At 72.5% G+C, this 23,452-nt stretch carries 20 protein-coding genes and 1 pseudogene; 7 read left to right on the forward strand and 14 right to left on the reverse strand.

Translation table 11 applies throughout. The features are described 5' to 3' along the window. Positions 1-135: 135 nt before the first annotated feature. Positions 136-789 carry a response regulator transcription factor gene (locus EAO76_RS31305; RefSeq protein WP_148839241.1) on the reverse strand — a complete coding sequence of 218 codons (654 nt, stop codon included), beginning with the start codon at positions 787-789 and terminating at the stop codon, positions 136-138. After that, positions 786-1,979 (reverse strand): sensor histidine kinase, encoded by a 1,194-nt coding sequence (locus EAO76_RS31310; protein ID WP_148839242.1) that lies wholly within the window; start codon positions 1,977-1,979, stop codon positions 786-788. Before EAO76_RS31310 ends, EAO76_RS31305 begins: the two co-directional genes overlap by 4 nt. Before the next feature lie 172 nt (positions 1,980-2,151). Here EAO76_RS31310 and EAO76_RS31315 point away from each other — a divergent pair, with 172 nt between their 5' ends. Then, positions 2,152-2,751 carry a hypothetical protein gene (locus EAO76_RS31315; protein WP_148839243.1) on the forward strand — a complete coding sequence of 200 codons (600 nt, stop codon included), beginning with the start codon at positions 2,152-2,154 and terminating at the stop codon, positions 2,749-2,751. A gap of 95 nt (positions 2,752-2,846) precedes the next feature. On the opposite strand, the gene EAO76_RS31320 is transcribed toward EAO76_RS31315, so the two are convergent. Genes EAO76_RS31320 through EAO76_RS31330 form a run of 3 tightly spaced genes read right to left on the reverse strand, consistent with a single transcriptional unit; the run spans position 2,847 to position 5,019 of the window. After that, positions 2,847-3,419 (reverse strand): cob(I)yrinic acid a,c-diamide adenosyltransferase, encoded by a 573-nt coding sequence (locus tag EAO76_RS31320; protein WP_148839244.1) that lies wholly within the window; start codon positions 3,417-3,419, stop codon positions 2,847-2,849. Positions 3,420-3,471: 52 nt separating this feature from the next. Next, on the reverse strand, positions 3,472-4,221 hold the full coding sequence (locus EAO76_RS31325; RefSeq protein ID WP_148839245.1) for an ABC transporter permease: 750 nt from the start codon (positions 4,219-4,221) through the stop codon (positions 3,472-3,474). A gap of 15 nt (positions 4,222-4,236) precedes the next feature. After that, positions 4,237-5,019, reverse strand: a complete 783-nt coding sequence (locus tag EAO76_RS31330) for an ABC transporter ATP-binding protein (protein WP_148839246.1) — start codon at positions 5,017-5,019, stop codon at positions 4,237-4,239. Between the two features lie 83 nt (positions 5,020-5,102). Here EAO76_RS31330 and EAO76_RS31335 point away from each other — a divergent pair, with 83 nt between their 5' ends. From EAO76_RS31335 to EAO76_RS31350, 4 genes are all read left to right on the forward strand, one after another. Further along, complete coding sequence (locus EAO76_RS31335) at positions 5,103-5,744, forward strand: TetR/AcrR family transcriptional regulator (protein ID WP_148839247.1); 642 nt, start codon at positions 5,103-5,105, stop codon at positions 5,742-5,744. A gap of 165 nt (positions 5,745-5,909) precedes the next feature. Further along, entirely contained in the window at positions 5,910-6,758 is an 849-nt protein-coding gene (locus tag EAO76_RS31340) for a 3-hydroxyacyl-CoA dehydrogenase family protein (protein WP_148839248.1), read from the forward strand. Between the two features lie 235 nt (positions 6,759-6,993). Then, the gene (locus EAO76_RS31345) at positions 6,994-7,317 is read left to right on the forward strand and encodes an STAS domain-containing protein (protein WP_072486732.1); all 324 of its coding nucleotides are present in this window, start codon (positions 6,994-6,996) and stop codon (positions 7,315-7,317) included. A 376-nt stretch (positions 7,318-7,693) separates the two neighbouring features. After that, the gene (locus tag EAO76_RS31350) at positions 7,694-10,192 is read left to right on the forward strand and encodes an ATP-binding protein (RefSeq protein ID WP_148839249.1); all 2,499 of its coding nucleotides are present in this window, start codon (positions 7,694-7,696) and stop codon (positions 10,190-10,192) included. A gap of 82 nt (positions 10,193-10,274) precedes the next feature. On the opposite strand, the gene nucS is transcribed toward EAO76_RS31350, so the two are convergent. Then, positions 10,275-10,946 (reverse strand): endonuclease NucS, encoded by a 672-nt coding sequence (gene nucS / locus EAO76_RS31355; RefSeq protein WP_148839250.1) that lies wholly within the window; start codon positions 10,944-10,946, stop codon positions 10,275-10,277. A gap of 271 nt (positions 10,947-11,217) precedes the next feature. Between nucS and EAO76_RS31360 the strand changes: the two genes are divergently transcribed. Next, the gene (locus tag EAO76_RS31360; RefSeq protein WP_148839251.1) at positions 11,218-11,610 is read left to right on the forward strand and encodes an SCO5389 family protein; all 393 of its coding nucleotides are present in this window, start codon (positions 11,218-11,220) and stop codon (positions 11,608-11,610) included. 454 nt (positions 11,611-12,064) lie between these two features. Here EAO76_RS31360 and EAO76_RS31365 read toward each other — a convergent pair whose 3' ends face one another. After that, on the reverse strand, positions 12,065-13,105 hold the full coding sequence (locus EAO76_RS31365) for an LLM class flavin-dependent oxidoreductase (RefSeq protein WP_148839252.1): 1,041 nt from the start codon (positions 13,103-13,105) through the stop codon (positions 12,065-12,067). A 211-nt stretch (positions 13,106-13,316) separates the two neighbouring features. On the opposite strand from EAO76_RS31365, the gene EAO76_RS31370 reads away from it, so the two are divergent. Next, on the forward strand, positions 13,317-13,646 hold the full coding sequence (locus tag EAO76_RS31370; RefSeq protein WP_148839253.1) for an ATP/GTP-binding protein: 330 nt from the start codon (positions 13,317-13,319) through the stop codon (positions 13,644-13,646). A 33-nt stretch (positions 13,647-13,679) separates the two neighbouring features. Here EAO76_RS31370 and EAO76_RS31375 read toward each other — a convergent pair whose 3' ends face one another. The 7 genes and pseudogenes from EAO76_RS31375 to mce form a co-directional block, all read right to left on the reverse strand. Next, positions 13,680-14,531 (reverse strand): ABC transporter permease subunit, encoded by an 852-nt coding sequence (locus tag EAO76_RS31375; protein WP_148839254.1) that lies wholly within the window; start codon positions 14,529-14,531, stop codon positions 13,680-13,682. Next, positions 14,528-15,660 (reverse strand): annotated as a pseudogene (locus EAO76_RS31380) (ABC transporter ATP-binding protein). Before EAO76_RS31380 ends, EAO76_RS31375 begins: the two are co-directional and overlap by 4 nt. A 182-nt stretch (positions 15,661-15,842) precedes the next feature. After that, positions 15,843-16,622: an ABC transporter permease subunit gene (locus EAO76_RS31385; RefSeq protein WP_148839255.1), complete on the reverse strand. Its 780-nt coding sequence runs from the start codon at positions 16,620-16,622 to the stop codon at positions 15,843-15,845. Between the two features lie 5 nt (positions 16,623-16,627). After that, a complete protein-coding gene (locus EAO76_RS31390; protein WP_148839256.1) occupies positions 16,628-17,632 on the reverse strand; it encodes an ABC transporter ATP-binding protein in 1,005 nt (334 codons plus the stop codon). Between the two features lie 146 nt (positions 17,633-17,778). Further along, on the reverse strand, positions 17,779-18,717 hold the full coding sequence (locus EAO76_RS31395; RefSeq protein ID WP_148839257.1) for a cellulose-binding protein: 939 nt from the start codon (positions 18,715-18,717) through the stop codon (positions 17,779-17,781). A 184-nt stretch (positions 18,718-18,901) separates the two neighbouring features. Beyond that, entirely contained in the window at positions 18,902-22,726 is a 3,825-nt protein-coding gene (scy, locus tag EAO76_RS31400) for a polarized growth protein Scy (RefSeq protein WP_148839258.1), read from the reverse strand. Between the two features lie 210 nt (positions 22,727-22,936). Continuing rightward, the gene (gene mce / locus EAO76_RS31405) at positions 22,937-23,365 is read right to left on the reverse strand and encodes a methylmalonyl-CoA epimerase (protein WP_148839259.1); all 429 of its coding nucleotides are present in this window, start codon (positions 23,363-23,365) and stop codon (positions 22,937-22,939) included. Positions 23,366-23,452 lie beyond the last annotated feature (87 nt).

Raw genomic sequence — 23,452 nt, forward strand, 5'->3', positions numbered from 1 at the left:
CGTGGACTGCAAACCCTGCGCCGCCCTGAGCGCGCCTTGTCATGGCGTACTCACCGCAGTGTGTCCGGTGAGATTAGGAAGGTCTGGACCAATCGTCAAGAGGTCCAGACCAAAGATCGCTTCGCGACCGTTCGCTCAGAGAACGCCCAACTCCTGTGCCAGCACCGCCGCCTGGACCCGGCTGCGCAGCTCCAGTTTGCCCAGCAGCCTGCTGACGTGCGTCTTCACCGTCGCCTCCGCCATGGAGAGCCGTACCGCGATCTCGGCGTTCGACAAGCCCTCGCCGAGGCAGCCGAGGACCTCCCGTTCCCGCCGGGTGAGCGCGTCCAGCACCGAGGGGTCGGGCGTCCTCGCCGGCCGTACGGGAGCGGTTCCGGCGAACTCCGCGATCAGACGCCGCGTCACGGCCGGGGCGATCAGCCCCTCGCCGCGCGCCACCGTGCGCACCGCCTCGATCAGGTCGTGTGCGTCGGTGTCCTTCAGCAGGAAGCCCGCGGCCCCCGCGCGCAGTGCCCCGAAGACGTACTCGTCCAGGTCGAACGTGGTCAGCACCAGGACGTCCGCGAGCTGCCCGGACACCACCTGACCGGTCGCCGACACCCCGTCCAGCCGCGGCATCTGAATGTCCATCAGCACCAGGTCCGGACGCAGTTCGCGGGCCAGGCGCACCGCCTCCTCGCCGTCCCCGGCCTCGCCGACGACCTCGATGTCGGGCGCACTGCGCAGGATGAGCACCAGCCCGGCACGGACGGCCGACTGGTCCTCGGCGACCACCACCCGGATCGTCATGTTCTCGATGTCCCTTCCGTCACGGGCAGTTCGGCCCGTACCCGCCATATTCTCGCCCCGTCGCCGGTGACCGAGGGACCCGCCTCGATGGTGCCGCCCAGCAGCGCCACCCGTTCCCGCATCCCCACCAGACCGGCCCCCGATCCGGGCGCGCGGGGCCCGGGGTGTTCCCCGATCACACTGCTGACCTCGATCGTGAGCACCTGCCCGGCCCGATCGAGCCGCACCTCGACCGGGCCCGGCGCGGCATGCTTGAGCGCGTTGGTCAAGGACTCCTGGACGATCCGGTACGCGGCCAGCTCGACCGGTGCGGGCAGTGGTTCCCGCTCCTCCCGGGTGTCCTCGAACGTGCAGGTCAGCCCGCTCGAAGCGGCGTTCGTACGGGCCTGCTCCACCAGGGCGTCCAGCGAGGCGAGGGTGGGCGATGCGGCCGGTTCCGAGGAGCCCCCGGCGCGCAGCAGCTTGATCAGCCGGCGCATCTCGGCGAGGCCGGCGACGCTGTTCTCCCGGATCACGCCCAGCGCGTCGCGCGAGGTGGCCGGCTTGTCGATGGAGAGGGCGGCGGTGGAGTGGACGGCGATCGCCGACAGGTGGTTGGCCACCACGTCGTGCAACTCGCGGGCCATCCGGGTGCGTTCGGCGGTCACCGCCTGCGCCCGGTCCATCTCGGCCAGCAGCGCGGTCTGTTCGGCGTGCAGCCGGGCCGTCTCGGCGGCGTCGCGGTGGTTGCGGACGCTCGCCCCGGTGAGGGCGGGGCCGAAGGAGATCATGCCGGTGGCGACGCCGATGAGCAGGGACTGCGGGGTGCGGAACCAGGCCAGGAAGCCGATCGTGACCACGACCATGATCAGGAACGTGGTCACCGGGATGCGGCGGGCGGCGGACGGCTTCCCGTACAGCACGGCCGAGTACACGAGGTCCGTGAACATCAGGATCGTCGCCAGGTTCCCGACCGTGAGCTGGTCCGCGATCAGGGCGAGCGTGCCGACGACCAGTCCCGTCTGCGGTGAGGTCCTGCGCAGCAGTTCGAGCCCGGAGGCGACGACGAGCGGCACCAGGCTGACCCAGGGGGCGGTGAAGACCCGGTGGGTCTGGAGGTGCAGTCCGAGCAGCCACAGGAGCATGCCGCCGGACAGCCCGACGACGGCCAGGAGCACGTCGTGGCGGTGCGGGCGGAAGGAGGAGAACACCCTCCCATCCAACACGGCCCCGGGGCCCGGATCGCCCTGCCGGGCCGGGGCCCCGGTACATCGAAGGATGAGACGCCAATACATCGAAGGATGCAGGCCGGGTTCATCATCGCCGACGACGAGTGCGCCCCGGACCGCTGGAAAACTGAAGTGGACCGAAGGGGGAAGTGCCGTGATCGCCGTACTGATCGTGCTCTGCGAAGTCGCCTTCTGGGTGCTGCTGGCCGCGGGACTCGCGCTGCGGTACCTGGCGAAGAAGCCGCGACTGGGTGCCGCCGTGCTGCTGTGCGAGCCGCTGCTGGAGGTGGTGCTGCTGGTGGTGACGGCGATCGACCTGAAGAACGGCACGCCGCCCGACTGGAAGCACGGTCTGGCCGCGGTCTACATCGGCTTCACGGTCGGCCTCGGCCACTCGACGATCCGCTGGGTCGACGCCCGGGTGGCCCACCGCTTCGCGGGCGGTCCGCCGCCGGTGAAGCCGCCGAAGTACGGCATGGCGCGCGCGGCGCACGAGTGGCGGGTCGCGGCGCGGTGGATCGTCGCGGCGGTGACGGCGCTGGCGCTGCTCCAGCTGGCGATCTGGTACGTCGGCGGGAACGGGGACGCGTCGACGCTGCAGGGGTGGCAGCAGAAGATGCTGCTCGTGATCGGGATCAACGTGGTCATCGCGGGGAGCTACACACTGTTCCCGAAGACGGATCCGAGGGCGGAGGCGGAGGCGGAACCGAAGCCGGAGTCGGAGCCGAAGCCGGAGTCGAAGACGTTGAGCTGACATCCGCCCCGACCCCCCGGTTCCCCGGGCCCCGGCAGCCGACTGCCGGGGCCCGGGGTGTTCGCCGTGCGTACGGACGGGCGGGTACCGGTGGGCTACCGCTCGCCGCCCGGCACCCACAGCACGTCCCCGAGTTCCTTGTTCGCCGTCCGCGCGAGGATGAACAGCAGGTCGGAGAGGCGGTTGAGGTACGTGGCCGTCAGCGTGTTCATCGTGTCGCCGTGCACCTCCAGCGCCGCCCAGGTGGACCGCTCCGCGCGCCGGACCACCGTGCACGCCTGGTGCAGCAGCGCCGCCCCCGGCGTACCGCCCGGCAGGATGAAGCTGCGCAGCTTCTCCAGCTGCTCCAGGAAGTGGTCGCAGTCCGCCTCCAGCTTGTCGACGTAGCTCTGCTCGACCCGCAGCGGCGGGTACTCCGGGTTCTCGACGACCGGTGTCGACAGGTCCGCGCCCACGTCGAAGAGGTCGTTCTGCACGCGGACGAGGACCTTCACGACGTCCTCGGAGAGCTGTCCGAGCGCGATCGCGGTGCCGATGACGGCATTGGCCTCGTTGGCGTCGGCGTACGCGGAGATCCGCAGGTCCGTCTTGGCGGTCCGGCTCATGTCGCCGAGGGCCGTGGTGCCCCGGTCGCCGGTGCGCGTGTAGATACGTGTCAGGTTGACCATGCCGTCAGGCTAGTGCCATGCCCCGGCGGGCCCGGCCGGGGCACGGCACGGCTCAGGCCCCGGCCCGGTGGAAGGCCCGGGCGCCCACCGCCACGGCCCCGGCCGCGAGGGCGACCGCGACCAGTGCCCCGTACAGCATGTCCGCGGTGGCGTACGCGCCCACGTACGCGTCCCGCACCGCGTCCACGAGGTGACGCAACGGGGTGAGGCGCGAGACGACGTCGAGCCAGGCCGGTCCCAGGGTCATCGGCAGCATCAGGCCGGAGAGCAGCATCACCGGCATGGTGACCGCGTTGATGACGGGGCCGAACTCCTGCGGTGTCGCGACCTTCATGGCCAGCGCGTAGGACAGCGAGGCCAGCGCGACCGTCAGCAGCCCGACGAACGCGAAGCCGATCAGGACCCCGGGCAGCGGTGCGCGCAACCCCATGACCAGGGCGGCCAGCACCAGCAGCACCGCCTGGAACACGAAGAGCACGGCGTCCCGCAGGACCCGGCCCAGCAGCAGCGCCAGTCTGCTGACCGGGGTCACCCGCATCCGTTCCACCACCCCCGAGGACTTCTCGACGATGATCGAGAAACCGGAGAACGAGGCGCCGAACAGGGCGAGTTGGAGCAGCAGACCGGGGACCAGGACCTGCCAGGAATCACCGGTCGAGCCGAGCGGCAGACCGCTCAGGAGCGGGCCGAAGAAGAGCAGGTACAGCAGCGGCATCAGCACGCCGAAGAGCATCTGGAAACGGGAGCGCAGGGTCTGGCGGGCGTACCGCCCGAAGACGAGCGCGGTGTCGTGCAGGAGCATCGGCGGTCCTAGACGCTAGACGGAGAGGGGCGCGGTGTCGGCGGGCGCGGGGGCGCGGCCGGTGATCGCGAGGAAGGTGTCCTGGAGCGAGGTGGTGGGGGAGCCGGTGTACTCGGTCCGCAGCGCGGCCGGGGTGCCCTCGGCGGCCACCGTTCCTTGGTCGATCACGATCAGCCGGTCGGCGAGCGCGTCGGCCTCGTCCAGGTAGTGGGTGGTGAGGACGACCGTCGTGCCGGAGCCGTCGCGCAGTCCGCGCACCAGCTCCCACAGGTCGGCGCGGCCGGCCGGGTCGAGCCCGGTGGTGGGCTCGTCGAGGAAGAGGACGGGCGGGCGGTGGGTGAGGGCCATCGCGATGTCCAGGCGCCGCCGTTGACCGCCGGAGAGCGTGACGGCCTTCCGGTCGAGCAGCCCGCCGAGGCCGAGCCCGTGCGCCAGTTCCGCGGCCCGTGCGGTCGCCTCCCGCTTGCCCAGCCGGTACAGCCGTCCCTGGGTGACCAGCTCCTCCCGGACGGTGAGGTGCGGGTCGACGCCGCCGGACTGGGCGACGTATCCGCACTTCGCGCGGACCCCGGCCGGGTCGTCGGCCAGGTCGTGCCCGGCGACGGCAGCCGTGCCGCCGGTGGGGGAGAGCAGTGTGGTGAGCATCCGCAGGGTGGTGGTCTTGCCCGCCCCGTTGGGGCCGAGGAGGCCGACGATCTCGCCGGCCGCGACCGTCAGGTCGACGGACCGCACGGCGTGCACCGGCCCGCTCCTGCTGTCGAAGGACCGGGCGAGCCCGGTCGCGCTGATGATTGACATAGTGACCACAAAAACAGAGAGACCCAAAAAATGCAATGACACCAATTTTTCATCGGCTCATGCCCGGCGCCTACGATGGGGAGATGACCGAGGGACTCAGGGAGCGCAAGAAGCGCCAGGCCAGGCAGCACATCTCGGACCTCGCGACCGGGCTGTTCCTGGAGCGCGGTTTCGTGACGGTGACCGTCGCCGAGATCGCCGAGCTGGCGGACGTCTCCGTGAACACGGTGTACAACTACTTCCCCGCCAAGGAGGACCTCTTCCTCGACCGGATGAAGGGCGTCACCCAGCGGGTGGCCCGGTTCGTCCGCGCCCGCGACAAGGGGGAGTCGGCGGCCGAGGCGGTCCTGCGGGAGCTGCGGGCCCTGGTCGTCGCGGTCTCGCCGGAGCTCGGACTGATGGACGGTTACGCCGACTTCATGCGGGTCATCGAGGAGGCGCCCACCCTCCAGGCCCGTCTCGCCCGGCTCCAGGGCGAGGTGCTGGACGCCGTCGTCACCACCCTGCGCGAGGAGACCGGCGCGGCGGCGGACGATCCGCTGCCGGGGCTGGTCGGCGGTCAGCTCGCCTGGATCGAGGGGGCCCTGGTCGGTCACATCGGCCAGGAGATGCTGGCCGGGCGCAAGGCGGCCGAGGTCTCCCGCGACGCGCTCGTCCTGCTCGACGAGATCGAGGAGCTCCTCGGCGAAAAGGTCCTCAACTACGCCCGGCGTGCCGCCGGATGACGGGTCCCGGTGTGATGTCCGTCATTTGAGACGTGACGCGCATCTCTTCGGGGCCCCAGCGCCCCTCACGGGTACTAATCTCCGCCGGAGAGCATGTGAACAACCGTTGAGACCGGCCGTGCAGGGACCAGCTGCAGAGGCGAACAGAAACCAAGGGGTGCAGACGTGGCCAGGAAGCTCGCCGTCATCGGAGCCGGACTCATGGGGTCCGGCATCGCGCAGGTCTCCGCCCAGGCGGGCTGGGACGTGGTGCTGCGCGACGTCACCGACGAGGCCCTGACCCGCGGACGCGACGGCATCAAGGCCTCGTACGACAAGTTCGTCTCCAAGGGCAAGCTGGCGGCGGACGACGCCGAGGCCGCGCTCGCCCGCATCACCACCACCACCGACCTCGACGCGGTCGCCGACGCGGACGTCGTCGTCGAGGCCGTCTTCGAGAAGCTGGAGGTCAAGCACGAGATCTTCCGGGCGCTCGACAAGATCGTCCGCGAGGACACCGTGCTCGCCTCCAACACCTCCGCCATCCCGATCACCAAGATCGCGGCCGTGACGGAGCGCCCCGAGCGCGTCGTCGGCGTGCACTTCTTCTCGCCGGTCCCGATGATGCAGCTCTGCGAGCTCGTGCGCGGCTACAAGACCAGCGACGAAACCCTCGCCACCGCGCGGGAGTTCGCCGAGTCCGTCGGCAAGACCTGCATCGTCGTCAACCGCGACGTCGCGGGCTTCGTCACCACCCGGCTGATCTCGGCGCTCGTCGTCGAGGCCGCCAAGCTGTACGAGTCGGGCGTCGCCTCGGCCGAGGACATCGACATCGCCTGCAAGCTGGGCTTCGGCCACGCCATGGGCCCGCTCGCCACGGCGGACCTGACCGGCGTCGACATCCTGCTGCACGCCACGAGCAACATCTACACCGAGTCCCAGGACGAGAAGTTCGCCGCCCCGGAGCTGATGCGCCGGATGGTGGACGCAGGTGACATCGGCCGCAAGAGCGGGCAGGGCTTCTACACGTACTGATCGTTTTCGGTCCCCCGGGCGCCCGATCCGCCGTCGATCGGGCCCGGGGGCCCGGGGGGCGCCTTCCGGAGACCGTGGATCCACGCGGATCCTGGCCGGGCCTTGGTCACTCCACAGAGTGAATTCGGTATCGGTTCGCTTACAGACGGCAACCTCTCCGTCTCCGCCGCAGTCAGTTGTGGGAGAGACGGAACAGACAGACGAACCTTGCTACGGAGCATTCCGGGGAGCGCATATGCACATCAGGGGCGACCACGCCGAGCTGGTCGTCGGGGGCCGCCTCGACGTCCGAAGCGCGGCGGACGCCCGTACGGCCCTGCACTCGGCCCTCGACGACGGAGTCGGCGACCTGGTGCTCGACCTGACCGAGCTGGATTCCTGGGACGCCACCGGGCTCGGCGTCATCATGGGCGCACACCGCCGCGCCGGACGCGCCGGCCGGCGGCTGGTGCTCCGCGGCGTGCCGCCGCAGATGCAGCGCCTGCTGGTGGCAACCCGGCTGCATCGCATTCTGGCCATCGAGGGCGGAATCGCTGCGGACTCGCTGCCGCGCGTGTAGGACCCGCGCGGACCTCACGTCGGGTGTCGTGTTCACCGCCGTGCGCGGTGGGCCCGCGCCGGACGGACCGTCCGGCGCCCGGCAACCGGTGTGCTCCGCCCCGGCTCCGCGGTCGGTTCCTGCCCCGCGCCCGGCCGTACGGATCCCGGTGCCGCGCCCGGCCCGGAACCGTTGCGAACGAAAGCGTGCAATCCGCATGAGAGCACGCGCTTCGGGCGGCACCACCCCCCGACTGTGCGGGGACCCCGTCCGACGGTCTAGGGTTCGGCCGTCCGCCGATTGACGAACCCACCCGGCGGAAACCGGACCGGAAGCGACAGCGGGGCGTGCGAGGCCGGAGGGGCAATCGTGCGCGACGCGTCTGGGGGCTTTGACGATGGACCCGACACACCGGGAGCCGGAAGAGTTCGGCCGGGACCACGACGGACCCGGTGACGGACCGGACCGCGGCCGTTCCCAGGGCTCCCGGCCCCGCTCGGCCAAGGGTGCCCCGGGGGCTCCGGATTTCGGTCGGCAAACGCCGCAACAGGCCCGCTTCGTCCGCCTCATATCGGGCGACTACCTCCTCACCGTCAACCCGGTCGACGGCAGCGAGGTCGAACTGTGCCCGCCGGGGGAGCAGCCCGCCGCCCCGGTCCGGCGCACCGCGGCCGGGCGCGCCGACCACGAACGCGCCCTCGCCCCGCCCGTGCCGCCGGGGCCGCCCGCCCCGCAGCTCCCGCTCCTGGAGCGCACCGAGGAACGCGAACGACTGGTGCGCCTGCTGTCCAGGGGGCGCTCGGTGCGGCTCACCGGACCGGCCGGATCGGGCCGCACGACCCTGCTGGACGCCGTCGCCGCAGACTGCGCGGACCTCGCGCCGGACGGAGTGGTGCGGCTCTCCGGCTACCGGAGGACCGCCACCGACCTGCTGCACGGGCTCTTCGAGGCCGTGAACGAGGCGCCGCTGTACCGTCCCGACCGCACCGCCCTGCTCGAAGAGGTCCGGCGCATCGGCGCCGTCGTCCTGCTCGACGACCTGGAACTCGGCGGGGCCGCGCTGGAGGAGCTGCTCGACGCCACCCCCGAGTGCGCCTTCCTGCTCGCGACGGCGCCGGACGTCGTCGTGTCCGGCGCGGACCCGTACCTCGAAGAGGTCCTCCTCGCCGGCCTCGGCCGCGAGGCCTCGGTCGAACTGCTGGAGCAGGTCGTCGAACGCCCCCTCACCGAGGAGGAGCGGAACTGGGCGGGCGACCTCTGGTTCGAGTCCGAGGGACTGCCGCTGCGCTTCGTCCAGGCGGGCGCCCTGCTGCGCCAGCGCGACCTGCTGGGCGCCGCCCCCGAGGCGTACGGTGCCGGGGACCGGCCCGCGGGCCCGTTCGGGTCCGACGGGGGCCGCGCACCGCTGCCCGGCCTCGGCGACGGCGCGGCCCCCGCCGCCCTGCTCGCCTCACGGCTGAGCGGACCGGCCCGCGACACCCTGCGCTTCGCCGTGGCGCTCGGCGGCGAGGTGCCGCACCAGGCCCATCTGCCGGCGCTCGTCGGCGACACCCACGCGGACGCCGCGCTCGGCGAGCTGGCCGGCTGCGGACTGCTCTCCCCGGCCGGTCCCCGCTACCGGCTGGCCGCCGGGGTCGTCGCCCAGCTGGAGGCCGCCGGATACGGCGAGGACGCCACCGACCGGGCCCGGACCGCGGCCCAGCACTACGCCTGGTGGGCCGGCCACCCCTCCGTCACCCCCGAGCGGGCGGCGGCCGAGGCCGACGCCGTCGTCGCGGCGATGGCACAGCTGGTGCCCGGCGACGGCGCGGGACAGACCAGCGCGGCCGTGCTGCTGGCCCGCAGCGCCGCCCCGGCCTTCGCGGCGGGACTGCACTGGGGGGCCTGGGAGCGGGCGCTGCGGATCGGCCAGGAGGCGGCCAGGATCGCCGGGGAGGTCGCCGAGGAGGCGTACTTCCACCACGAACTGGGCGTCCTCGCGCTCCTCTCCGGCAACCCGGACCGGGCCCGCGCCGAGCTGGAGACCTCGATCGGCATGCGCGGGGCGCTCGCCGACAAGTCGGGCGCGGTGGCCGGACGGCGCGCGCTCGCCCTGGTCGCCGACCGTTCCGGCGGACCGCTGCCCGGCGCCCTCGCGCAGGTGGGCGAGGACGTGCCGTTCGCGGAACCGGTGGAGCAGGCCCAGCCGCCCGCCCGCCCGATGGCGGCCACGACACAGCCGCTGTCGCCGTCGCGGCCGGACGAGGGCCCCACCACGGTGATGGCGCGCCAGAGCGCCCCCGCGGCCGCGCCCGCAGGGCGGGGCGGCCGGCTCTCGGTGCTGGGCCTCGCCCGGCGCAACCTGGTCGCGACGGCCGCGGGCGTGCTCCTGGCCGGTGTGCTCGGCACCGTCGTGGTGCTGGGCATGACGTCCGGCAGCGACGACGTACCGGCGAACCGGGGCGTCACGAACGAGCAGTCGTCCGGCGAGCAGGACGGCGGCGCGGAGGAGGACCCGGCCGGCGACCCGTCGGACGACTCGGCCTCCGGCTCCACCGCCTCCGGCGGCGGCGGGGCGACGCCCGGCCCGTCGGGCAGCGAGATCACGCCGAGCGGGAGCGGCTCGCCGTCCACCGGATCGACGGGGCCGAGCGACAGCCCGTCCTCGGACCGGCCCACCAGCGGCGAACCGTCCTCGGACCGGCCCACCAAGTCGTCGAGCCCCACCAAGTCCTCCTCCCCGACGAAGTCGGAGAGCCCCAGCCCGACCCCCACGGAGACCGAGACCCCGGAACCGACGGACACGGCCACCGAACCCGAGCCGACCTCGCCCGACACCTCCGACTCGGCGAGCGGACCCTCCTCCTCGCCGGCCTCGGCCGCGGCGGGTCCGGACGGCGGCCCGGTGGCGGCCTGAACCCACCCCGGAACGGGCGGACGCCGGACGCGATGCACACGTCCGGCGTCCGGGAAGACGGGCGGGAAGGGAACCCGCGGGGTCAGAACAGCCGCAGCTTGTCGTCCTCGATGCCGCGCAGCGCGTCGTAGTCCAGGACGACGCAGTCGATCCCGCGGTCCGTCGCCAGCACCCGGGCCTGCGGCTTGATCTCCTGGGCCGCGAAGACGCCCTTCACCGGGGCGAGATGGGGGTCGCGGTTGAGCAGATCCAGATAACGGGTCAGCTGCTCCACGCCGTCGATGTCGCCGCGCCGCTTCAGCTCCACGGCGACGGTCCCCCCGTCGGCGTCCCGGCACAGGATGTCCACCGGCCCGATGGCGGTGAAGTACTCACGGCGGATCAGGGTGTAGCCCTCGCCGAGGGTCTCGATCCGGTCAGCGAGGAGTTCCTGCAGGTGCGCTTCGACGCCGTCCTTGATGAGGCCCGGGTCGACGCCCAGTTCGTGGGACGAGTCGTGGAGGATCTCCTCCATCGTGATGATGAGTTTCTCGCCCGCCTTGTTCACCACGGTCCAGACGTCCGCGGTGTCGCCGGTGCCCTCCTTCAGGGTGCAGGGCGGTGACATCCAGTTGAGGGGTTTGTACGCCCTGTCGTCGGCGTGGATCGACACGCTCCCGTCCGCCTTCACCAGGATCAGACGGGGAGCGGAGGGCAGATGGGCCGTGAGCCGGCCGGCGTAGTCCACGGAACAGCGGGCGATGACGAGACGCATGGTCGGCAACGCTACTCGACGAGGGGCGCTCCACGCGATTCTCCCCCGTCACCCCCATCACTCCGCCCGCACGTTGACGGCCCTCGACGGGGCTTGCCCCTCTTTGGACCCGTTCGTCAATGGCCGGTTGTGTTCCCAATCTCCTGGTGCGGCCAGGACTGCGCCCGTACCGTGTAAGCAGGAGGTCGTCGTCCGTGTACGCTGCGTCGCCGTCCTCCTTCCCTGCCCGTAAGGCCCCGGCCAAGGCGTCGGGGTCGCGAGAGGAGAACCCATGTCGCTCGACGTCTCACCGGCGCTGTTGGAACAGGCCGAGCGAGGCGAGGTCGACGAAGCGGACTTCGTCGACTGCGTCCGGACCTCCCTGCCCTACGCATGGGAGATGATCAGCTCTCTGGTGGCCCAGCTGAAGGTGGACGGCGGAGAGTTCGCCGACAACCAGACGCCCCCGCCGGACGAGCAGACACGTGGTCAACTGCTGCGCGCGCTCGCGAGTGATGCGATCCGCGGCGCGCTCCAACGGCACTTCGGGGTGCGTCTGGCATTCCAGAACTGCCACCGCGTCGCGGTGTTCCCGCTGGACGCCTCGGCCGACGAGCGGCTGGCCCGCTTCACCTCGGTGCGGGGCCAACTGCTCAACCAGTCCCCCGAGTTGCGGGACTGCTAGGGCCTTTCGTCCGGATCGGGCCGGATCGGTGAGCGGGGTCCGGTGCGTGCGCCCGCAAGGCGGAGGAGGGAGCCGGATGGGGCTTCCCCCGCTTCGAGCGGAGCCGACAGCTCGGGGAAGGAGCCCTGGCGACCGACGTCAACGCGGCGGGCGATGGGGGCTCCCCTGCTCGAACGCAGCCGGGGGCTCGGGGAAGTGCCGGGGCACGCGAGCCCGGCATGATCCGGACGAAAGGCCCTGGGGCGTGTTCCGGAAGCTCCGTCGGGCCGGATGCCACCGGCCCGCCCGCGGGCGGACGACGTCGCTTCCGCAGCACGCCCCGGGCCCCGTCCGGCCGGCCGCGGCCGTACGGGGCCCGAGTGCTTCTGCCCGCGGTCCCGGACCGGAGGGGTCCCGGCCGGTTCCGGAGCGGGGTGCGCGTGCTCCTGGCGGGGTGCCGTGCGAGCGCGGGGTGTCATGCGAGCAGCGGGAGCACTTCGGTGCCCAGCCGCGCCACGTTCTCCTCCGTGGCCGCCAGATCCCCCGAGCCCTCCGCCAGGAGCGCGAAGCGGGTGATGCCCGTCCGCTCGGCGGTGGCGGCGAGCCGGTCGGCGGCGAGCCGGGGCGGGCCCACCGGATGGAGGCCGCACAGGAATTCCGTGTACGCGACCGGGTCGCGCATCACCCGGTGCCGTCCGTCGACCGTCACATGGGCGTCCAGTCCCTGTCGCAGCCAGCCGGGCATCGTCTTCACGAGCGTCTCCACGGCGTCCTCGCGCCGGTCGGCGATCTGGACCACCCCGGCGGAGACGTGCCCGGCGGCGCGGACGCTCTCGGGCGAACGGCCCGCAGCGAGGGCGGTGGAGCGCCACAGGGCGACCATGTCGGCCTTCTCCCCGTCCTCGCAGTGCATCCCGAGCAGCATCGGCAGCCCGTTCTCCGCCGCGAGTCGCACCGTCTTCGGCGAGGTGCACGCGACGATCACCTCGGGACCGCCGAGGCCGTCGCCGTTCTCGTCGGCCAGTTCGTCGGCCCGGGGGACCACCGCGACCTCGCGGAAGCCGTACCGCTCCCCGCGCCCGGCCACCCGCGGCTCGCGCAGCCAGTCGAGCAGCAGCCCCAGGGACTCCGGGAAGCCCTTCTCGTACGCCGTCAGGCCGCTCCCGAACACCTCCAGGTCGACCCACGGTCCGCCCCGGCCGACGCCGAGGGTGAACCGGCCGCCGCTGGTGAGGTGGAGCAGCGCGGCCTGTTCGCCGAGCGCGACCGGGTGCTGGGTGGGCAGCACGCTGACCGCCGTGCCCACCCGGATCCTGCGGGTGCGGCCGAGCAGCAGCGCGGCCAGGGTGACGGCGGACGGGCAGACCCCGTACGGCACGAAGTGATGTTCCGCCAGCCAGACCGAGTCGAGCCCGGATTCCTCCGCGACCTCGGCGGACCGGACCGCGCGGTGCAGCGCTTCCCCCGGTCCCTGCCCCGGAAACTGGGCTGCCAGTACGAACGTTCCCACACGCATCGCCAATTGCCTCCTTGCGGCCGACGCGGCTCTCCCCTACAGGCAACAACGTCTGACACGTGCCAAGGGCACGGGCCGGAGGCAGGTTGTTGCGATTTTCCGGTAACTCACCCCCTTCGGGGTGACGCCCCGGAGGGTGCCGGGCACCGCCGTCGGCCGAATGGCCCTACGCTTGGACGGGAACTGCCCGGCCTGTTTTGTGAGGTGTCACGTGTCCCCGCGCCGAAACCGCCCCCGAGGCGGCGAGAGTCCCCACGACAGCGCGGCGGAACCGGGAGCCCGGTACGGCGGCGGCGGACGCACGGAGGAGTGGCGGGGCGAGCAGTGGTCGGTCCGCCCGGTGAGCGGGGCGAGCGCGGCGGGCAAGCACTACCGCTGCCCCGGCTGCGACCAGGAGATCCCGTCCGGCGTCCCGCACCTGGTGGCCTGGTCCGAGTACGGCGGCATCGACGACCGCAGGCACTGGCACAAGGCCTGCTGGAACGCGAAGGACCGCCGCACCACGCAGGTGCAGCGGTCCAGGAACGCCCCCCGTCACTGATGACGCCCCGTCACGGGGGAGGGGCGGAGCCGCTCAGACGTCCCGGCGGTCCATGGAGAGGCAGGCGCAGAACAGCGCCACGGCCGAGACGCCGAGCATGATCCACAGCGGATCCCAGCCGGACGGCCCCGAATCGGTCACCGGGGCCGAGTAGAACGCGCTGAGCTGGTTGGGGATCGAGTACTCGAAGAGCAGCATCCGCAGGTCGGAGAGCGACGACGAGAACATGAACATGCCCAGCACGAGCGGCAGCAGCACCAGGCCGATCATGATCGTGATCGCCCCGGCGGAGTGCCGGATGAGGGCGCCGACCGCGAGCGAGAGCAGGCCCAGCGTCGCGGTGTAGAGACCGACGCCGACCGTCGCGCGCAGCCAGTCGTCGCCGGAGGGCGCCTCGCCGCCGACGATGGCGGTCTGCGCCGCCGCGACCAGGGCGGTGGTCACGGTCGTGATGACGAAGGTGAGGAGGAAGAAGACGATCGCCTTCGCGCACAGCACCCGGTAGCGGCTGGGGCAGGCGGTCAGCGTCGTGCGGATCATGCCCGTGCCGTACTCCGAGGCGATGGTCAGCACGCCGAGCGTGATCACGCAGAGCGAGCCGAGCAGCACCCCGTAGAAGCCGAGGCTGAGCACCGGCATCGAGCCCATGTCGGCATCGGCGGCGTTGACCGCGACCGCGGTCAGCAGCCCGATCCCGACCAGCAGCACAACCATGACGCCGAGCGTCCAGATCGTGGAGCGCACCGAACGGATCTTGGTCCACTCGGAGGCGAGCGCGTCGCCGAGGGTCGCGGCGCGCACCGGGATGGGCGAGGTGTAGGAGCCGAGCGCGGCCGACAGGTCCTGCTCTCGGTACGGTGCCTGCGGGGGCGGCGGCGTGGTCATCGGGCGTCCTCGCTGGTGTCGTGCTTGGTCAGGTCCGCGGGAGCGGCGGGAGCCGGGGGAGCGGTAGTGCTTGCCCGCCGCGCTCGCCCCGCTCACCGGGCTGTCCGGGCGGCGGCGGGGCGTACCAGTTGTGCTGCGGGGCCTCCGGAACCGGCGGCTGCGCGGCCCCGTACCCGTTGTGCGCCGGCTGCTGGAGGCCGGCCCGCTCGTCCGCCGTCGAACGGTAGTCCACGACGCCCTGCGTCATCCGCATGTACGCCTCCTCCAGCGACGCCTGGTGCGGCGAGAGCTCCCACAGCCGGACGTCCGCCCCGTGCGCCAGATCGCTGATCCGGGGCAGCGGGAGGCCGGTGACCCGCAGGGCCCCGTCCGGCTCGGGCATGACCTGCCCGCCCGCCCCGGTGAGCGCGGCGGTCAGCTTCTCGCGGTGCCCGGCGGCCCCGTCCGGAACCCGGACCCGGGCGAAGTCGGCGGAGTTTGCGGAGATGAAGTCGGTGACGCTCATGTCGGCGAGCAGCTGCCCGCGGCCGATCACGATCAGGTGGTCGGCGGTGAGCGCCATCTCGCTCATCAGGTGGCTGGAGACGAAGACCGTGCGGCCCTCGGCCGCCAGCATCTTCATCAGGTTGCGGACCCAGAGGATGCCCTCGGGGTCGAGGCCGTTGACCGGCTCGTCGAAGAGCAGCACCTGGGGGTCGCCGAGCAGCGCCGCCGCGATGCCGAGCCGCTGGCCCATGCCGAGCGAGAAGCCCTTGGACCGCTTGCGCGCCACGTCCTGGAGGCCGACGACACCGAGCACCTCGTCGACCCGGGGGGCCGGGATGCCGGCCAGCTGGGCGAGCGAGAGGAGGTGGTTGCGGGCGCTGCGCCCGCCGTGCACGGCCTTCGCGTCCAGCAGCGCGCCCACCAGCCGCGGCGCGTTCGGCAGACTGCGGTAGGGGTGGCCGCCGATCGTGACATGACCGGAGGTCGGCCGGTCCAGGCCCAGCATCATGCGCATGGTGGTGGACTTGCCCGACCCGTTGGGACCGAGGAATCCGGTGACGGCGCCCGGCCGCACCTGGAAGGAAAGGTTGTGCACGGCCGTCTTCGCGCCATAGCGCTTGGTCAGGCCGACTGCCTCGATCATGCTTCAGCCCCATCGACTCACGTCTGTCGTCGGGGCCGGGCCGAGCGGCCGCACACCCCCGTAAGAGTTAGGAGGATAACCAGCCCCTGACGGTTCCGGCCAAGTCGTTCCGGGGCGTGCCTCCCCCGCGGACCCGGCGGACCGGCGGCAGCCGGCCCCGTACCGACGGCCCCGGCCCTTCGTCAGGCGTCCCGCTTCTTGAGCACGAGATAGCCGCCGAGCAGCGCCGCCGCCACCCAGGCGACCAGGATGCCGAGCCCGCCCCACGGCCCGTACGGCGCCGGATCGCTGTTCAGCGCGTCCGGGACCACCTGCATGATCTTGGAACCGGCCTGGTCGGGGAAGTACCGGGCGACCTTCTTCGCCCCCGGCACCACCGACAGGATCTGGGAGACCAGGAAGAAGAACGGCATCAGGATGCCGAGCGACAGCATGGAACTGCGCAGCATCGTCGCCACGCCCATGGAGAAGATCCCGATCAGCCCCATGTACAGGCCGCCGCCGACGACCGCGCGCAGGACGTTGTCCGCGCCGATGCCGGTGCGGTGCTCGCCCAGCAGGGCCTGGCCGAGGAAGAACGAGGCGAAGCTGGTCGTGATGCCCACCGCCAGGGCCAGCAGACCGGCCACCACGACCTTGCTGAACAGGAACGAACCGCGCTGGGGCACCGCCGCCAGCGAGGTCCGGATCATGCCCGAGCTGTACTCCGTACCGACCACCAGCACACCGAAGACCACCATGGCCAACTGGCCGAGGACCATGCCGGAGAAGCTGATGAGGGTCGGGTCGAAGGTGGCCCGCTCCATCACGGGGAGGTCGTCGAACTGGGCGTTCATCAGGGCGCAGAGCGCCGCGCTCATCGCGACGGTGACGACGAACGCGGAGATCAGCGTCCAGACGGTCGAGGAGACCGTACGGATCTTGGTCCACTCGGAAGCCAGGACCGCGGGTACCGATGCCATCGCCGTCACCCCTCCCCGCCGTCGGTCCCGGCGGGTCCGCCACCGGTCCGCCGGTCCCACTGATCGCCCCAGCCCGGACCCGCGGGCGGTGGCGCCGGGCTGTGGTCCGCGTGCGCGTGGTACTCCACCGACTCCGCCGTCATCCGCATGAACGCCTCCTCCAGGGAGGCCCGCTGGGAGCTCAGCTCGTGCAGCACGATCTGGTGCCGCGCGGCGAGCTCGCCCAGCGCCTCGGTGGTGGCGCCGTCGATCTCCAGCGTGCCGCCGCCCGCCTCGACCACGATCAGCCCCTCCCCGTGCAGCACGTCCAGCAGCCGTTCCCGCTGCGGGGAGCGCAGCCGCACGTAGCTGCGGGAGTTGCGGTGGATGAAGTCGGCCATCGACGTGTCGGCGAGCAGCTTGCCCTGGCCGATCACGATCAGGTGGTCGGCGGTGAGCGCCATCTCGCTCATCAGGTGGCTGGAGACGAAGACCGTGCGGCCCTCCACGGCGAGCGTCTTCATCAGGTTGCGGATCCAGTGGATGCCCTCGGGGTCGAGGCCGTTGACCGGCTCGTCGAAGAGCAGCACCTGGGGGTCGCCGAGCAGCGCCGCCGCGATGCCGAGCCGCTGGCTCATGCCGAGCGAGAAGCCCTTCGACTTCTTCCGCGCCACCGCGGTCAGCCCCACGGTGTCCAGCACCTCCGCCACCCGGCTCTCCGGGATGCGATTGCTCTGCGCGAGACAGAGCAGGTTGTTGTACGCGCTGCGCCCGCCGTGCATCGACTTCGCGTCCAGCAGCGCCCCGATGTACTTGAGGGGCTCCTCCAGCTCGCGGTAGTGCTTGCCGTCGATGCGGACCGAACCACCGGTCGGGTTGTCGAGATCGAGCATCATCCGCATCGTCGTGGACTTGCCCGCCCCGTTGGGCCCCAGAAAGCCCGTCACCATCCCGGGCCTGACCCGGAACGAGAGCCGGTCGACGGCAACCTTGTTGCCGAAGCGCTTGGTGAGGCCATCGAGCTCGATCATGCGTTCACGCTAGAACGGCCGCGCGCCCGGCGCCACAGGGGCGGCACCGGGCACACGAAGAGGGCGTCGAAGATCCCGGCCGAGGGCCGGCCGGGATCTTCGACGCCCTCACTCACACGTGCGGACCCGCCGCAGGGGCGGCCGGGTCAGTGGGTCTGCTGGGCCGGGACACCACGGGTGACCGGCTCGTCGTCGGCGGGGGAGCCGGCGGCGGCCACCGCGGCGCCGGTCAGCGTCGCCAGCATCTCGCGGACGTTGGTGAGCTGGGCGTTGATCGAGTCGCGGCGGTTGGTGAGCGCCGCCAGCTCGCGCTCCGATTCGCTGCGGATCCGGTCGGCCTTCGCGTTCGCGTCGGCCACGATGTCCTCGGACTGGCGCTGCGCGGTCTCCACCGTCTGACGGGCCCGGCGCTCGGCGTCCGTACGGAGCTTCTCGGCCTCCAGGCGGAGCTGCTCGGCGCGGTGCTCGATCTCGGCGAGGCGCTTCTCGGCCTTGGCCTGACGGGACGCGAGGTCGCGCTCCGACTGGTCGCGGCGCTTGGCCAGGTTGGTCTCGAAGTCCGCGGCGGCCTGGGCGGCCTTGGCGCGGGTCTCCTCGAAGAGGGCGTCGGCCTCCTCGCGCTTCTGCGCGGCGTCCTTCTGGGCATCCGTACGCAGCGAGCCGGCCTCCCCCTTGGCCTTCTCGATGATGCGGACGCCCTCGTCCTCGGCCTTCGCCTTGCGCTCGGCGGCGAACGTCTCGGCGTCGTTGCGCACCTGCTGGGCGGCGGACTCGGCCAGCTCGCGGTGCTGCTCGGCGGCGCGACGGGCCTCCTCTCGCAGGTCCTTCGCCTCCTCCTCGGCCAGGCGGAGGATCTTCTCCACACGCGCGCCGAGACCGGCGTACGACGGCTCCGCGTCGTTCACCTGGGCCTGGGCGTTCTGGGTTTCGAGGTGGAGCTCCTCGATGCGCTTTTCCAGAGAGGTGATGCGGGCGAGAGCACTATCACGGTCGGCGACGAGCTTGGTAATGCGGTCATCCACCTGACCGCGGTCGTATCCACGTCGCACGAGCTCGAAGCCGAAGGGGGAGGAAGGGTCGCTCATGGGGTTCCTGTCGAATGAGACCGGTGAGGTGTTAGAGGGAATCCTAGGGGCCCGGACGGCGTGTCACCGAGCGGATGCCCTTTTGATCTGGAGAATGACCCTCCTTTTGAGTGGCTAACCCCCGCAACTCTTGCCACTCGGAGGGTTGAACGTTCCTGACGAAGCACGGGACACGGCAAGGCGACTACCCCTCGGACGACTTGCCACCCGATCGAGTGCCCGCGGAGGCCCCGGCTTTGACACCGCCCGAGGAGCCGCCCCCGCCCTTGCCGCCCGTCGGCGTCTCGAAGGACTCCAGCGCCTCCAGCACGTCCTGGACACGGGAGATCTCGGTGTTGATGTCCGCCCGGCGCCGCACCAGCAGATCGAGTTCGCGCTGCCCCTCGTCCACCATGCGCTTCGCCTCGGCCTCGGCCTCGGTCCGCAGCTTCTCGGCCTCGCGGACCACCGTGGTCTTCTTCTGCTCGGCCTCCTTCAGCAGCGACTCGGCCCGCTTCACCGCGGCGATCCGGACCTTGCTCGCCTCCGAGTTGGCGTCCGCCAGCAGCTCCTTGGCCTTGGCCTCCGCCTCGTCGCGCTGCTCGGTCGCCGCCTTCATCAGGTTGTCGACGCGCTCGCCCGCCGTCTTCATCTGCTCGGCGGTCTCCCGCCGGGCCCGGTCGTGCAGTTCCTCGATCTCGCCCTCGATCCGGGCCCGCAGCTCCTCGGCCCGCTCCCGGCTCGCCGTGGCGTCCCGGCGCGCGCCGACCAGCAGCTCGTCCGCGTCCGTACGGGCCCGCTCCACCAGGGAATTGCCCTCCACGGTCGCCTCCGAGGTGATCCGCGTGGCCTCCTTGCGGGCCGCGCCGACCATCGTGTCGGCCTGCTTCTCGGCCTCGGTGGCGGTGCGCAGCGCCTCCTCCCGGGCCTTGTCGATGAGCTGGTCGGCCTGCTCCGCCGCGTCGGCCCGGCGCTTGGCCGCGGCCTCCCGCGCCTCGTCGAGCAGCCGGTCCGCCTCCTGACGGGCCTCCGCGCGCATCTGCTCGGCCGCCGCCTCGGCGTCCGCGCGCACCCGCTCGGACTCCTCACGGGTACGGGCCGCGTGCTCCTGCGCCGCCCCGACGGCGGCCGCCGCCTCGGCCCGCAGCCGCTCGGCCTCGTCCGCGGCCTCGCCCGTCACCCGGGCCGCCTGCTGGGTGGCCTCCTCGACCAGCGTGGTCGCCTGCTGCGTCGACTCCGTACGGACCCGTTCGGCCTCGTCCGTCGCCTCGCCCACCAGCCGGTCGGCCTGGGTCGCCGCGTCCGAACGCATCCGGTTGGCGTCCTCGCGGGCCTCGGCACGGCTGCGCGCCGCGTCCTGCTCCGCGGAGGCCAGCGCGTCGGACGCCTCGGTGCGCATCCGCTGGACGTACTCCGCGGTGTCCGCGCGCAGCCGCTCCGCCTCGGCGGTCGCGTCGGCCACGGTCCGCTCGGCCAGCTCCTTCGCGGCCTCGGACGCCTCCTGCGCCTCCTGACGGGCCCGCGCCGCGTCCTCGCCGGCCCGCTCCCGCTCCGCGTACGCGTCGGTGCGGACCCGGTCCGCCTCCTCCTGCGCCTCGGCCTTCGTGCGCTCCGCGACGTGCTCGGCGGTCGAACGCAGCCCGGCGATCTCCTCCTCGGCCTGCTCCTGGAGCCCACTGACCGAGTCCCGCACCTGCTGGGCGGTCTGCTCGGCCGCGGAGACCAGCTCGGTCGCCCGGCCGTCCGCCTCCTCGACCAGCCGCTGGGCCTCGGCCTGGGCCTCCTCGACCCGCTTGCGGGCGGAGGCGAGGAGGTCCTCGCTCTGCTCGCGGGCCCGCTCGCGCTCCTGGTTCGCCTCGGTGCGCGCCGCCTCAAGAGTCTCCTCCGACTCCCGGCGGCGCCGCTTGGCCTCCTCCTGGGCGGCGGCCAGCGCCTCCGCGGCCTCCGTACCCACCCGCTCCGCGGCGGCGGCGGCCTCGGAACGCAGCCGGCCGGCGCTCTCCTGCGCCTCCGACTTGAGCCGCTCCGCCTCGGCGGCGGCCTCCGTGCGCAGCCGCACGGCCACCGACTCGCCCTCGGCCCGCGACTGCGAGGCGTCCGCCGCGGCCTCGTCGCGCAGCCGCTCCGCCTCGGTCTCGGCCTGCTCCCGCAGCGCCCGCAGCCGCTCGGCGGCCTCCGTGCGCAGCCGCTCGGACTCCTCGTTCGTCTCCCGCCGGATGCGCTCCGCCTCGGCGCGCGCGTCCGTGAGCTCCTGCTCGGCGGTGGTGACCCTGGTCTCGGCCTCCGTGTGCAGCCGGGACAGCTCCTCGGCCGCCTCCGCATGCCGGGCCGCGACCGCGCGCTCGGTCTCCTCGCGCAGCTCCGCCGCGGCCCGCTCGGCCGCCCCGGTGGTCGAACCGGCCTGCTCCTCGGCGTCGGCGCGCAGCTGCTCGGCCTCGGCGCGGGCGCGCTCCAGCGCCTCCTCGGCCTGCTTGCGCAGCGCGGCGGCGCGCTCGGCGGCCTCGGTGCGGACCCGCTCGCTCTCGGTGCCCGCGGTGCCGCGCAGCTCCTCCGCGTCGGCCTTCGCCCTGGCGAGCAGCTCCTCGGCGGTCTTCGCGCCCTCCTCCAGCTGCTGGACGGCCTCGCGGCGCGCCTCGCCCCGGATCCGCTCGCCCTCGGCGACCGCCTCGGAACGCAGCTGCTCGGCCTCGCCGCGCAGCCTGCGCGCCTCCTCCTGCAGCTCGACCGTCTTGGCGCGGTACTCCTTGGTGTCGTCCTTGGCCGCGCCCTTGAGCTGGTCGGCCTGCTCGGCGGCCTCGCCGCGCAGCCGGTCCGCCTCGGCCTCCGCCTCGCGGCGGATCCGCTCGGCCTCCTCGGCGGCCGACCTGGTGGTGGACTTCGCGTCCTCGGACGCCTTGGACAGCACCTCCTCGGCGGTCCTGGCGGCCTTGGCGAGCTGGGCCGCGGTGTCCTCGGCGGCGGCCGTGCGGGCCTTCTCGGTCGCCTCGGACTTCAGCCGGTCCGCCTCGCCGCGGGCGTCGGCGAGGGCCTGCTCGGCCTCCGCCTTCAGGACCTCGGCCTCCTTGGTGGCCTCGCCGACCAGCCGCGCGATCTCGGACCTGGCCGTACGGGTGCGCTGCTCGTTCTCCGACTCGGCGGAGGCCAGCCGCTTGGCCGCGGCCTCCTTCGCCTCGGAGGTGACCTTCTCGGCCGCCAGCCGGGCCTCGCGCAGCTGGGTCTCGGCCTCCTGCATGCGCTGCTCGGCGGCCCGGCTCAGCTCGGCGGTCTGCTGGCGGGCCTGCTCGGTCTCGGCCGTGGTGGTCGTGCGCAGCCGCTCGGCGTGGCTGGTGGCCTCCTGCGCCTGGCTGGAGGCCGCGTTCAGCATCCGCTCGGCGTCCTTGCGGGCGCGCAGCAGGAGCGCCTCGGCCTCGGCACGGGCCGACTCCGCCTCGGAACCGAGCCGCTGCCGGGTCTCCTCCGCGACCCGCTCCGCCTCGGTGCGCGCGGTCGTCAGGGCCTGCTCGGCCTCCGCCCGCGACTCCTCCAGCAGCCGACGGGCCTGGGACTCCGTCCGGGCCCTGAGCTGCTCGGCCCAGGCGACGTTCTCGTTGACGTGGGACTCGACGGTCCGGCGGCGCTCCGCCAGTTCCTGGTCGAGCTGCTGACGCCGCTGCACCGCCTCGTTGTGCAGCTCGGCCTGGAGCCGCGCCTGGTGCTCGGCGTGCTCCTGCAGGATGCGCTGCGTCTGCGCGCGGGCGTCCCGCAGCTCCCGCTCGGCGTCGGTCCGCAACTGCTCCGCCTGGACCTGGGCGTTGCGGAGCAACTGCTCGGCCTGATAGCCGATGTCCGCGCTGTCATAGGCGGGACGGGTCGCGAGATTGCGCCGAGCCTCGTGCAGCTTGGCGCGCAAGACCTCGACCTGGTAACCGAGGTCCTCGGCGTGCTGGACGGCCTTCTCCCGGTCGGTCTTCAGCCGGTCCATCTCGGCCTCGAACCGCGAGAGATGGTCGTCTTCAGCCCGGTGGCTCTCCTGGCGTTCGTAGCCCCGCACTGCGCGGTCCCATCCTTCCCCGAGCTCTCAACCTCGTTCGAGCGGGGGAGACCCCAACCCTGGTCGCAACTCTCCTGCAAGTTACGAGTACCGTTCGCCGGTGAACGGCCTCCCGGGGAATGGTGACAGATCAACGGCTGAGGACGCGGCGCGGCCCCGACCCGGCCCCGGCCCGGAACCGCCCACTCTACCGGGCCAGGTATCCGGAGGTCAGTGCTCCGCTGAGGACGTGACCAGTTCGGTGAGGACGCCGTGGCAGTCCTTGGGGTGCAGGAAGGTGATCCTGGACCCCATGGAACCCTTCCTGGGCTCGTCGTACAGCACCCGGACGCCCTTCTCCCGGATGTCCGCCGCGTCGGCGTCGACGTCCGCGGTCCCGAAGGCGATGTGATGGACCCCTTCCCCGTTCTTGGCCAGCCATTTGCCCACGGCGGAGTCCTCCCGGGTCGGCTCCAGGAGCTGGAGGTAGGAGGCGCCGCCGTCGGACGTACCGTTGATCCTGAGCATGGCCTCGCGCACGCCCTGCTCCTCGTTGACCTCGGAGTGGTACACCTCGAAGCCGTAGGTCGAGCGATAGAACTCGACGGTCTCGTCAAGGTTGAAACAGGCGATCCCGATGTGGTCGATTCGCGTCAGCATGCCACCAGTGCAGCGCCACACGGATGGTTACGCAACGTGCGCGCCGTCACACCCGCTGCCGGATGACGGGCGCGGTACCGCTCAGTA

The organism is Streptomyces sp. sk2.1, assembly GCF_008120935.1.
In the GTDB taxonomy this organism is placed as follows: domain Bacteria; phylum Actinomycetota; class Actinomycetes; order Streptomycetales; family Streptomycetaceae; genus Streptomyces.

Coding starts and splice junctions, on each gene's coding strand:
- EAO76_RS31305 (WP_148839241.1), bottom strand. CDS start 789: ATGACGATCCGGGTGGTGGTCGCCGAGGACCAGTCGGCCGTCCGTGCC.
- EAO76_RS31320 (WP_148839244.1), bottom strand. CDS start 3,419: ATGGTCAACCTGACACGTATCTACACGCGCACCGGCGACCGGGGCACC.
- EAO76_RS31325 (WP_148839245.1), bottom strand. CDS start 4,221: ATGCTCCTGCACGACACCGCGCTCGTCTTCGGGCGGTACGCCCGCCAG.
- EAO76_RS31330 (WP_148839246.1), bottom strand. CDS start 5,019: ATGTCAATCATCAGCGCGACCGGGCTCGCCCGGTCCTTCGACAGCAGG.
- EAO76_RS31335 (WP_148839247.1), top strand. CDS start 5,103: ATGACCGAGGGACTCAGGGAGCGCAAGAAGCGCCAGGCCAGGCAGCAC.
- EAO76_RS31345 (WP_072486732.1), top strand. CDS start 6,994: ATGCACATCAGGGGCGACCACGCCGAGCTGGTCGTCGGGGGCCGCCTC.
- EAO76_RS31350 (WP_148839249.1), top strand. CDS start 7,694: ATGGACCCGACACACCGGGAGCCGGAAGAGTTCGGCCGGGACCACGAC.
- nucS (WP_148839250.1), bottom strand. CDS start 10,946: ATGCGTCTCGTCATCGCCCGCTGTTCCGTGGACTACGCCGGCCGGCTC.
- EAO76_RS31360 (WP_148839251.1), top strand. CDS start 11,218: ATGTCGCTCGACGTCTCACCGGCGCTGTTGGAACAGGCCGAGCGAGGC.
- EAO76_RS31365 (WP_148839252.1), bottom strand. CDS start 13,105: ATGCGTGTGGGAACGTTCGTACTGGCAGCCCAGTTTCCGGGGCAGGGA.
- EAO76_RS31375 (WP_148839254.1), bottom strand. CDS start 14,531: ATGACCACGCCGCCGCCCCCGCAGGCACCGTACCGAGAGCAGGACCTG.
- EAO76_RS31385 (WP_148839255.1), bottom strand. CDS start 16,622: ATGGCATCGGTACCCGCGGTCCTGGCTTCCGAGTGGACCAAGATCCGT.
- EAO76_RS31390 (WP_148839256.1), bottom strand. CDS start 17,632: ATGATCGAGCTCGATGGCCTCACCAAGCGCTTCGGCAACAAGGTTGCC.
- EAO76_RS31395 (WP_148839257.1), bottom strand. CDS start 18,717: ATGAGCGACCCTTCCTCCCCCTTCGGCTTCGAGCTCGTGCGACGTGGA.
- mce (WP_148839259.1), bottom strand. CDS start 23,365: ATGCTGACGCGAATCGACCACATCGGGATCGCCTGTTTCAACCTTGAC.